Here is a 9279-nt window from a genome sequence, read left to right as displayed (position 1 = left end):
CCCGGTTTTATATAATTCTACTTGCTTGGCACGCTTTTGTTGTGATAAAGTTACTGCCAGACCCGGCGGCGCCGGGCGCCACCCCACCGCGGGCCGGTAGCCCCCGGGTGGGTGACCCGGGCCCGGCGGGACTCGTGCCCTACTTGGTCTTGCGGGCGGTGGTCTTCTTCGCGGTGGCCTTGCGCGTAGCCGTCTTCTTGGCGGGCGCCTTCGTCGCCGCGGTGGCCTTCTTGGCCGCCGGCGCGGTCTTCTTCGCGGTGGCGGTGGTCTTCTTCGCCGTCGCCGCGGCCTTCTTGACCGTGGCCTTCTTGGCCGCGGGGGCGGCCTTCTTCGCCACGGCGGTCTTCGCGGCCGTCTTCTTGGCGGTGGCGGTGACCTTCTTGGCCACGACCTTCTTCGCGACCGTGGTCTTGGCCGCCGCCTTCTTGGCGGTGGTGGCCTTCTTCGCCGCGGCCTTCTTCACCGTGGCGGCGGCTGCGGAAGAGCCACCCGTGAGGCTGCCCTTGGGCGCCTTCTTCACCGACACCTCGCCGCCCTTGGGGAGCTTCTTGGTGCCGGCGACCAGGTCCTTGAAGCCCTGGCCCGCACGGAAGCGGGGAACCGAGGTCTTCTTGACCCGGACGCGCTCACCCGTCTGCGGGTTGCGCGCGTAGCGGGCCGGGCGGTCGACCTTCTCGAACGAGCCGAAGCCCGTGACCGAGACCCGGTCGCCCGCGACGGTCGCGCGGACGATGGCGTCCAGTACCGCGTCGACAGCGTCCGCGGCCTGCTGACGGCCGCCCAGCTTGTCGGCAATCGCTTCTACGAGCTGCGCCTTGTTCAACGTCTTCCCCTTCGGAGACTTCGCCAGAACGAATGTGTTCAAGCTTATTTCGCACGTTAGGCGGATATATACCGCAAATCAAACACGAAACGGGCTTATCACCCTAGTGCCGCAACGCTGTAGGCCGTTACGGAGTTCCTTCGCATCAGTCGCCTTCAGGGAATCGACCCTCGTCGAGGTCCTTCATCAACCTGTCCAGGCGCCTTGCCGCATCGGCGAGATCATGCTTCGCCGCAGCCGTGACGACCAACAGCTTCCGGGACAGCGCCATCCTTACGCCCTCCGGGACTTGCAGTTCGCGCACCCTTGTGTGTGCTTCTTTCAATCGGTCCGCGACAAGTCCGTAGAGCTCAAGTTGACTGTCGCGTTCCATGCACAGATTGTGCCATCTGGGGCGAGTTGTCGCCTCACGGGGCCTCAACACACAGCTGTGCCCCCTGCCGGACGACAGGGGGCACAGTGTTGGAGATGTGATCACCCGGGGGTGAATAAGCGCTGATCAGGCAGGAATCACGCCTGAATCGTGCGCGGCTTGAAGGTGGGGCGGCTGCTTTCGTAAGTGGCGATGTCCGCTTCGTTCTGAAGGGTGAGCGAGATGTCGTCCAGCCCCTCCAGCAGCCTCCAGCGGGCGTTGTCGTCGAGCTCGAACTCCGCGACGACGCCTTCCGCTCGGACCTGGCGGTCGACCAGGTCGACCGTGATCTCGGCGGTGGGGTCGGCCTCGGTCAGCTTCCACAGCTGCTCGACGGTCTCCTGCGGCAGGACGACGGTCAGCAGACCGTTCTTCAGCGAGTTGCCGCGGAAGATGTCGGCGAAGCGGGAGGAGATGACCGTCTTGAAGCCGAAGTTCTGCAGGGCCCAGACGGCGTGTTCGCGCGAGGAACCGGTGCCGAAGTCGGGGCCGGCGACCAGGACGGTCGCGCCGGCGCGCTCCGGACGGTTCGTGACGAACTCCGGGTCCTTGCGCCAGGCCTCGAAGAGCCCGTCCTCGAACCCGTCGCGGGTGATCTTCTTCAGCCAGTGGGCCGGGATGATCTGGTCGGTGTCGACGTTGCTGCGGCGCAGCGGGACGGCCCGGCCGGTGTGGGTGGTGAAGGCTTCCATCGTTCTCAGACTCCGGCGGTCGCGTTGGCGTCGGACAGGTCGGCGGGCGAGGCCAGGTGGCCCAGCACGGCGGTGGCGGCAGCCACCTGCGGGGAGACCAGGTGGGTGCGCCCGCCCTTGCCCTGCCGGCCCTCGAAGTTGCGGTTGGAGGTGGACGCGGAGCGCTCACCGGGCGCGAGTTGGTCGGGGTTCATGCCCAGGCACATCGAGCAGCCCGCGTGCCGCCATTCGGCGCCGGCCTCCTTGAAGACCTTGTCCAGGCCCTCTTCGACGGCCTGCAGGGCGACCCGGACGGAGCCCGGGACGACCAGCATCCGTACGCCGTCGGCGACTTTGCGGCCCTCGATGATGCCGGCGACGGCGCGCAGGTCCTCGATGCGGCCGTTGGTGCAGGAACCTACGAAGACGGTGTCGACCTTGATGTCGCGCAGCGGCTGCCCGGCGGTCAACCCCATGTACTCCAGGGCCTTTTCGGCGGCGTTGCGCTCCGAAGCGTCCTCGTACGAAGCAGGGTCGGGGACGTTGGCCGACAGGGGCGCGCCCTGGCCGGGGTTGGTGCCCCAGGTGACGAACGGGGACAGCGTGGTGCCGTCGATGACGACCTCGGCGTCGAAGACCGCGTCGTCGTCGGTGCGCAGGGTCTTCCAGTACTCGACCGCCGCGTCCCAGTCCTCGCCCGCCGGGGCGTGGTCGCGGCCCTGGAGGTAGTCGAAGGTGGTCTGGTCGGGGGCGATCATGCCCGCGCGGGCACCGGCCTCGATCGACATGTTGCAGATGGTCATGCGGGCTTCCATCGACAGCTTCTCGACGGCCTCGCCGCGGTACTCCAGGATGTAGCCCTGGCCGCCGCCGGTGCCGATCTTGGCGATGATCGCCAGGATCAGGTCCTTGGCGGTGACGCCCTCGGCCAGCGCGCCGGTGACGGTGATCGCCATCGTCTTGGGACGGGCCAGCGGCAGCGTCTGGGTCGCCAGCACGTGCTCGACCTGGCTGGTGCCGATGCCGAAGGCCAGCGCGCCGAAGGCACCGTGCGTGGAGGTGTGCGAGTCGCCGCAGACCACCGTGGTGCCCGGCTGGGTCAGACCCAGCTGCGGTCCGACGACGTGGACCACACCCTGCTCGACGTCGCCCAGCGAGTGCAGGCGCACGCCGAACTCGGCGCAGTTCGCCCGCAGCGTCTCGAGCTGGGCCCGGGACACCGGGTCAGCGATCGGCTTGTCGATGTCGATGGTGGGGGTGTTGTGGTCCTCGGTCGCGATGGTGAGGTCGAGACGGCGGACCTTGCGGCCGGCCTGGCGCAGCCCCTCGAAGGCCTGCGGGCTGGTCACCTCGTGCAGCAGGTGCAGATCGATGAAGAGGAGATCGGGCTCGCCCTCCGCGCGCCGGACGACATGGTCGTCCCAGACCTTCTCCGCGAGTGTCCTACCCATCGCTTTCCCTCCGGCCGGCCGGTTGTGCCGGCGCTTCATAGAGATCTTGTGCGCCTGATCGCCCGTACCCCACGTCCCGGACGACGGCTCGGACCCAGTGGTTCGTGGACCCGCACATACAGACTCGCTCGTTCTTGGAAAAATTGAACTTGCGTTTCACAGTGTGAGACGCGAATATCGTTTCATGGACAACTCTAGCGGCGTCGGCGTTCTCGACAAGGCAGCTCTGGTATTGAGCGCACTGGAGTCCGGTCCGGCCACCCTCGCCGGGCTGGTCGCGGCGACAGGGCTCGCACGACCCACGGCACATCGCCTTGCCGTGGCACTGGAACACCACCGGATGGTGGCGAGGGACATGCAGGGCCGGTTCATCCTCGGACCGCGGCTGGCGGAGCTCGCCGCCGCGGCCGGCGAGGACCGCCTGCTGGCCACGGCCGGACCGGTGCTCACCCACCTCCGGGACGTGACGGGAGAGAGCGCGCAGCTCTACCGGCGTCAGGGCGACATGCGCATCTGCGTGGCAGCCGCCGAGCGGCTGTCGGGCCTGCGGGACACCGTCCCGGTGGGCTCCACGCTCCCGATGAAGGCCGGTTCGGCCGCGCAGATCCTGATGGCCTGGGAGGAGCCCGAGCGGCTCCACCGCGGCCTGCAGGGCGCGCGCTTCACGGCGACGGCGCTCTCGGGCGTACGCCGCCGCGGCTGGGCGCAGTCGATCGGCGAGCGGGAGCCCGGCGTGGCCTCCGTCTCGGCGCCCGTACGCGGGCCGTCGAACCGCGTGGTGGCCTCCGTGTCGGTCTCCGGACCGATCGAGCGGCTGACCCGCCACCCGGGGCGCATGCACGCCCAGGCCGTCATCGACGCGGCAGCACGCCTGACGGAGGCCCTGCGCCGCTCCAGCTGATCTCTCCGACCTCCCACACTCCCCCGGGCCCGGGGGCGCGCACGACGCCGCACACGTCCTAACGCGCGCCTCCGGGCCCACACTTGTGCGCCCTGCCCGCGAAACGAAGAAGAGGCCCTCCGCGATGAACGCGGAGGGCCTCTTCTGTGCGTACCCCCGACCGGATTCGAACCGGCGCTACCGCCTTGAGAGGGCGGCGTGCTAGGCCGCTACACAACGGGGGCTAGCTGTTACTGCGGTACTGCGCTGGGCTACCAGGACTCGAACCTAGAATAAGGGAACCAGAAACCCTCGTGTTGCCAATTACACTATAGCCCAAAGGTCTAGACCAGCTAGACACAGTACCCCCGACCGGATTCGAACCGGCGCTACCGCCTTGAGAGGGCGGCGTGCTAGGCCGCTACACAACGGGGGCAAGCACTGCGTTACTACTGCACTGCGCTGGGCTACCAGGACTCGAACCTAGAATAAGGGAACCAGAAACCCTCGTGTTGCCAATTACACTATAGCCCACCAAAACTCAAGACCCTGAGGGACTTTCGTTCGGTTAGCGCCTCCGGCCCGGCCTTTCGGCCCGCTCGGGCGGCGCAGAAAGAACATTACCGGATGCCTGACCGTGCTCCAAAACGGGTATCCCCGGCCAGCACTTCCGGGAGCCGGTCGAGTCCGGCGATCCGGTGGACGCCTTCCGGCCCGGGCCCGCGCCCTCCGTCGCGATCCAGCCAGACCGCCGTAAGACCGGCGTCACGGGCGCCGCGCGCGTCGATCTCCGGCTGGTCCCCCACGTAGACCACTTCCCCGGGCTCCAGCCCGAGCTCGTCGCACGCCGCGAGGAAGGCTGCGGCCTCCGGCTTGCTGACGCCCAGCTCGACGGCGCACACGAGGACCTCGAAGCGGTCGCGCAGGCCGAGGTGGCGCAGCTTGGGGTCCTGGTTGGTGACGGAGGAGTTGGAGAGCACCCCGTGCCGGTAGTCGCCGGCGAGGGCGTCCAGTACGGGCACCACGTCGGGGAACAGCTCCCAGGCGGCCTGGTAGTGCTCGACGTACCGCCCGAACCAGTCGTCGGCCAGTGCGTCGCTCATCGCGGGTGATCCGAGGAACTCGCGCACCCGGTCCCGGCGCTGCCCCTGGAAGGTGCCCTCCCCGGCGGCGAAGCGCTCCCAGTGCCGGTCGGTGATCCGCCGCCACAGCGCCAGGGCCTCGCGCGGGGTCCCGTACCGCTCGGCCAGCCCCTCGTCGGCGAGGTGCGCCGCGAGGCCGGCCCGGTCGGCCCCCGTGTAGTCGAACAGGGTGTCGTCGATGTCCCACAGCACGGCACGAATCGGCATACCGCCGACCCTACGCCGGGGCCTCGCCGCCCGTGGGCACGACGAAGAAGTCCGTGAGGAAGCAGACGACGCCGCCGTCGGCGCCCCGCCCGACCCAGGTCGGGTACGCGCCGTCGCCCCAGCCGGACGTGAAGGCCGCGAGCGTGTGCCCGTCGAGGCCTGTCGCGAAGAACACGGCGGGGCCGTCCCCCACGCTCTCCATCGCCTCCCAGACCGGCCCTTCCTCGTCTTCCGTGCCGGGGAAGGCCCCATCGGCAGAAGCGTCGTAGAAGCAGCCGGTGCCCGCGTCCACCCCGTAGCCGAAGAACTCGTCGTCGCCGAGCTCTGAGACGTCCTGCCCCTCCTGGAGTGCGAGTTCCCAGGTCACGGCGGGCACGTCCCGGATCACGAGGCGCGCGGCGGCGACCCGCGTGTGCGGACGCGCCGGCGTCGGCTCACCGGGCCGGGTCAGCGTCGCCATGGCGGCCTCCACCCGGTAGCGGCCCGGGGGCACCTGCGTGGTGAAGGCGCCGATGTCACCCGACCCCAGGTACACGAACGGATCGCAGGCGACGACCCGGCCCGTGGGAAGCGACAGCTCGCCCACATCGGCCAGGGACAGGATCCCCGTCTGCCCGCTCTCGTACGAGAAGGTGTTGCCCGGCGTGAAGTGCCAGGTGTAGTCGGGTGCGGTCATCGGCACGGGGCGGGCCTTCCACGGAGTGCGTGATCAACTCCGCGCACCATAAGGCCGCACACCGACAACGCCTCAGGGGCGGCGGCCGTTCGCTGATGTAGCGGTCGGCTGCCGCCCCTGAGGGACGTACTGGGCGCTGTTTACGCGGCGGCGAGCTTGGCCAGGGTCGCGTCGATGCGGGACAGCGAGCGCTCCTTGCCCAGGATCTCCAGGGACTCGAAGAGCGGGAGGCCGACCGTGCGGCCGGTGACCGCGACGCGGACCGGTGCCTGGGCCTTGCCGAGCTTGAGCCCGTGGGCCTCGCCGGCGGTGAGGACCGCCTGCTTGAGGGACTCGGGGTCGTTCCAGTCGGCGGCGGCGAGGTTCTCGCGGGCCGTCGTCAGCAGGGCCGCGGGCTCGCCCTTCATCGCCTTGTCCCACGAGGCCTGGTCCTCCACCGGCTCCTTCAGGAAAAGGAAGTCGACGTTGGCCGTGATGTCGGACAGGACGGTGACGCGGGTCTGGGCGTAGGGCGCGATGCGCTCCCAGGCCGCGGCGTCGAAGTCCTCGGGGGACCAGTTGGCGTGCGGGGCCCGGAGCCACGGGGCGCAGGCGTCCGCGAAGGCCTTCGGGTCCAGCATGCGGATGTGGTCCGCGTTGATCGACTCGCACTTCTTGAGGTCGAAGCGCGCCGGGTTCGCGTTGACGTCCGGGATGTCGAACTTCGCGACCATCTCCTCGATCGAGAAGATGTCCTGGTCCTTGGAGAAGGACCAGCCCAGGAGCGAGAGGTAGTTCAGCAGGCCCTCGGGGAGGAAGCCGCGCTCGCGGTACAGGTTGAGCGAGGACTCGGGGTCGCGCTTGGAGAGCTTCTTGTTGCCCTCGCCCATCACGTACGGCAGGTGGCCGAAGGCGGGGGTCGCCTTGGCGATGCCCAGCTCGGTCAGCGCCTTGTACAGGGCGATCTGGCGCGGGGTGGAGGACAGCAGGTCCTCGCCGCGCAGGACGTGGGTGATCTCCATCAGCGCGTCGTCGACCGGGTTGACGAGCGTGTAGAGGGGGGCGCCGTTGGCGCGGACGATGCCGAAGTCCGGCACGTTCTCCGGGGTGAAGGAGAGCTCGCCGCGGACCAGGTCCGTGAAGGTGATCGTCTCGTCGGGCATCCGGAAGCGGACGATCGAGGTGCGGCCCTCGGCCTCGTACGCGGCCTTCTGCTCGGCGGAGAGGTCGCGGCACTGGCCGTCGTAGCCGGAGGGCTTGCCGGCGGCGCGGGCGGCGTCGCGGCGGGCGTCGAGCTCCTCGGTGGTGCAGTAGCAGTGGTAGGCGTAGCCGCCGTCCTGGAGCTTCTGCGCGACGTCCTTGTAGATGTCCATGCGCTGCGACTGGCGGTACGGGGCGTGCGGGCCGCCCACCTCGGGACCCTCGTCCCAGGTGAAGCCGAGCCAGCGCAGCGAGTCGAGCAGCTGGTTGTACGACTCCTCGGAGTCGCGGGCCGCGTCGGTGTCCTCGATGCGGAAGACGAACGTACCGCCGTGGTGGCGGGCGAACGCCCAGTTGAAGAGGGCGGTCCGGACCAGGCCCACGTGGGGGTTGCCGGTCGGGGAGGGACAGAAACGTACGCGGACGTTCGCGTTAGCCACGCTTGATCACCTTGTTGGTGAGAGTGCCGATGCCTTCGATGGTGACGGCGACCTCGTCGCCGACGTTGAGGGGGCCGACTCCGGCCGGGGTCCCCGTGAGGATGACGTCGCCCGGGAGCAGCGTCATGGCCTCGGTGATGTGCACGATCAGGTCCTCGATGGAGCGGACCATCTGACTGGTGCGGCCGAGCTGGCGCTGTTCGCCGTTGACGGTGCACTGGATGGTCAGGTCGCTCGGGTCCAGGTCGGTCTCGATCCAGGGGCCGAGGGGGCAGGAGCTGTCGAAGCCCTTGGCGCGGGCCCACTGGTTCTCGCGCTGCTGGACGTCGCGCGCGGTGACGTCATTGGCGCAGGTGTAGCCGAAAATGACGTCCTTGACGCGCTCGCGCGGGACCTCGCGGCACATGCGGCCGATGACCACGGCGAGCTCGGCCTCGTGGTGGAGGTCCTGGGAGAAGGAGGGGTACGCGATCGGGTCGCCCGAGCCGACCACCGAGGTGGAGGGCTTGAAGAAGGTGATCGGGGCGTCCGGGACCTGATGGCCCAGCTCCGCCGCGTGCTCCGCGTAGTTGCGGCCGATGGCCACGACCTTGTTCGGGAGCACGGGCGGCAGCAGCCGGACCTTGCTCAGCGGGACCTTCGTGCCGGAGAGCTCGAAGTCCGCGAACGGGATGCCCTTGATGATGTCGAGGACGAGCTCACCCTCGGCGCCGGGGGCAGTGCTGCCCTCGACCGCGCCGAACGCGACATTGCCGTCGATCGAGAACCTGGCGATGCGCACGTGTTGCGTCTGCCCCTCTGTATTTCCGCTGGCTGGAGTCTGCGGACTCCAGGCTAACGCGGTGGGGGCCGACGCTTCGCGCGCCTTCTTTCCGGAGAGTCCCGCGTGAGGGTCTACTGCGCGGCGGCGGCGACCGGCGCGTTCATCAGGACGGTGCGGCGCGGGTTCGCGGTCTGGGCCGGCAGCTCGACGGTGTGCTCCGGGGCCGTTGCGGCCTGCAGCTCCTCGGCGTCCTTGAGGTGCGCGAGGGTGGTGCGGCGCGGGTTGGCTATGTTGCGGAACATCATCGTCGTCTTCATCGGAGTGCGGTGCCCTCGGCTCGCTCGGTGGAATGGTGGCGGCGGGTGCCGCTGTGGTGCCTCAGGGGTACCGCTCGTCTCATGCGCCAACCCTGTAAAGCTCAAGGCTAAACATCTGAATCCCCCGCCGAACCGGGAAGTAATGGCCACGGCTATGTGAGTTTGCTCACCAGTGACCGGTCATTACGGGCATAACGGGCAGTCAATTGCGCCCGATAAAACGGACATTGCGCCACTGAATGAGCCATTCCGCTCCCGATCATCGCGACTGGGGCACCTTGCCAGGCGTGGAGTTTGGGCGGCGTAAGTCCGATTCAA

The 9279-nt window shown here is 68.8% G+C and carries 10 protein-coding genes and 4 tRNA genes; 1 reads left to right on the top strand and 13 read right to left on the bottom strand.

The window, feature by feature from the left end:
• Positions 1 to 139: 139 nt before the first annotated feature.
• The 4 genes from ACWGDE_RS12105 to leuC all read right to left on the bottom strand — a co-directional run bounded on the left by ACWGDE_RS12105 (position 140) and on the right by leuC (position 3357).
• Entirely contained in the window at positions 140 to 823 is a 684-nt protein-coding gene (locus ACWGDE_RS12105) for an HU family DNA-binding protein (RefSeq protein ID WP_453388864.1), read from the bottom strand.
• A gap of 145 nt (positions 824 to 968) precedes the next feature.
• Positions 969 to 1196 (bottom strand): SCO5555 family protein, encoded by a 228-nt coding sequence (locus ACWGDE_RS12100; protein ID WP_453388863.1) that lies wholly within the window; start codon positions 1194 to 1196, stop codon positions 969 to 971.
• Between the two features lie 137 nt (positions 1197 to 1333).
• A complete protein-coding gene (gene leuD, locus ACWGDE_RS12095) occupies positions 1334 to 1927 on the bottom strand; it encodes a 3-isopropylmalate dehydratase small subunit (RefSeq protein ID WP_453388862.1) in 594 nt (197 codons plus the stop codon).
• A gap of 5 nt (positions 1928 to 1932) precedes the next feature.
• Positions 1933 to 3357: a 3-isopropylmalate dehydratase large subunit gene (gene leuC, locus ACWGDE_RS12090; protein WP_453388861.1), complete on the bottom strand. Its 1425-nt coding sequence runs from the start codon at positions 3355 to 3357 to the stop codon at positions 1933 to 1935.
• A 184-nt stretch (positions 3358 to 3541) separates the two neighbouring features.
• Between leuC and ndgR the strand changes: the two genes are divergently transcribed.
• The gene (ndgR, locus tag ACWGDE_RS12085) at positions 3542 to 4258 is read left to right on the top strand and encodes an IclR family transcriptional regulator NdgR (protein ID WP_112450208.1); all 717 of its coding nucleotides are present in this window, start codon (positions 3542 to 3544) and stop codon (positions 4256 to 4258) included.
• 151 nt (positions 4259 to 4409) lie between these two features.
• On the opposite strand, the gene ACWGDE_RS12080 is transcribed toward ndgR, so the two are convergent.
• From ACWGDE_RS12080 to ACWGDE_RS12040, 9 genes are all read right to left on the bottom strand, one after another.
• Positions 4410 to 4482, bottom strand: a tRNA-Glu gene (locus ACWGDE_RS12080).
• A gap of 22 nt (positions 4483 to 4504) precedes the next feature.
• Positions 4505 to 4576, bottom strand: a tRNA-Gln gene (locus tag ACWGDE_RS12075).
• A 24-nt stretch (positions 4577 to 4600) separates the two neighbouring features.
• Positions 4601 to 4673: transfer RNA gene (locus ACWGDE_RS12070), tRNA-Glu, on the bottom strand.
• Between the two features lie 26 nt (positions 4674 to 4699).
• Positions 4700 to 4771, bottom strand: a tRNA-Gln gene (locus ACWGDE_RS12065).
• 86 nt (positions 4772 to 4857) lie between these two features.
• Positions 4858 to 5586: an HAD family hydrolase gene (locus ACWGDE_RS12060; RefSeq protein WP_453388860.1), complete on the bottom strand. Its 729-nt coding sequence runs from the start codon at positions 5584 to 5586 to the stop codon at positions 4858 to 4860.
• Between the two features lie 10 nt (positions 5587 to 5596).
• The gene (locus ACWGDE_RS12055; RefSeq protein WP_453388859.1) at positions 5597 to 6268 is read right to left on the bottom strand and encodes a DUF4241 domain-containing protein; all 672 of its coding nucleotides are present in this window, start codon (positions 6266 to 6268) and stop codon (positions 5597 to 5599) included.
• A 134-nt stretch (positions 6269 to 6402) separates the two neighbouring features.
• Positions 6403 to 7881, bottom strand: a complete 1479-nt coding sequence (gltX, locus tag ACWGDE_RS12050) for a glutamate--tRNA ligase (protein WP_453388858.1) — start codon at positions 7879 to 7881, stop codon at positions 6403 to 6405.
• The gene (locus ACWGDE_RS12045) at positions 7874 to 8662 is read right to left on the bottom strand and encodes a fumarylacetoacetate hydrolase family protein (protein WP_453388857.1); all 789 of its coding nucleotides are present in this window, start codon (positions 8660 to 8662) and stop codon (positions 7874 to 7876) included. Before ACWGDE_RS12045 ends, gltX begins: the two co-directional genes overlap by 8 nt.
• 113 nt (positions 8663 to 8775) lie before the next feature.
• Positions 8776 to 8961, bottom strand: a complete 186-nt coding sequence (locus ACWGDE_RS12040) for a hypothetical protein (protein WP_453388856.1) — start codon at positions 8959 to 8961, stop codon at positions 8776 to 8778.
• Positions 8962 to 9279 lie beyond the last annotated feature (318 nt).

Source organism: Streptomyces sp. NPDC054956 (assembly GCF_053609185.1).
Note: the sequence above shows the minus strand (reverse complement) of the source record. Positions and strands in the feature narration are given on the sequence as shown.

What these genes read in the sequence shown, in the direction of transcription:
- ACWGDE_RS12100 (WP_453388863.1), bottom strand. Translation starts at nt 1,196, where the DNA reads ATGGAACGCGACAGTCAACTTGAGCTCTACGGACTTGTCGCGGACCGA.
- leuD (WP_453388862.1), bottom strand. Translation starts at nt 1,927, where the DNA reads ATGGAAGCCTTCACCACCCACACCGGCCGGGCCGTCCCGCTGCGCCGC.
- leuC (WP_453388861.1), bottom strand. Translation starts at nt 3,357, where the DNA reads ATGGGTAGGACACTCGCGGAGAAGGTCTGGGACGACCATGTCGTCCGG.
- ndgR (WP_112450208.1), top strand. Translation starts at nt 3,542, where the DNA reads ATGGACAACTCTAGCGGCGTCGGCGTTCTCGACAAGGCAGCTCTGGTA.
- ACWGDE_RS12060 (WP_453388860.1), bottom strand. Translation starts at nt 5,586, where the DNA reads ATGCCGATTCGTGCCGTGCTGTGGGACATCGACGACACCCTGTTCGAC.
- ACWGDE_RS12040 (WP_453388856.1), bottom strand. Translation starts at nt 8,961, where the DNA reads ATGAAGACGACGATGATGTTCCGCAACATAGCCAACCCGCGCCGCACC.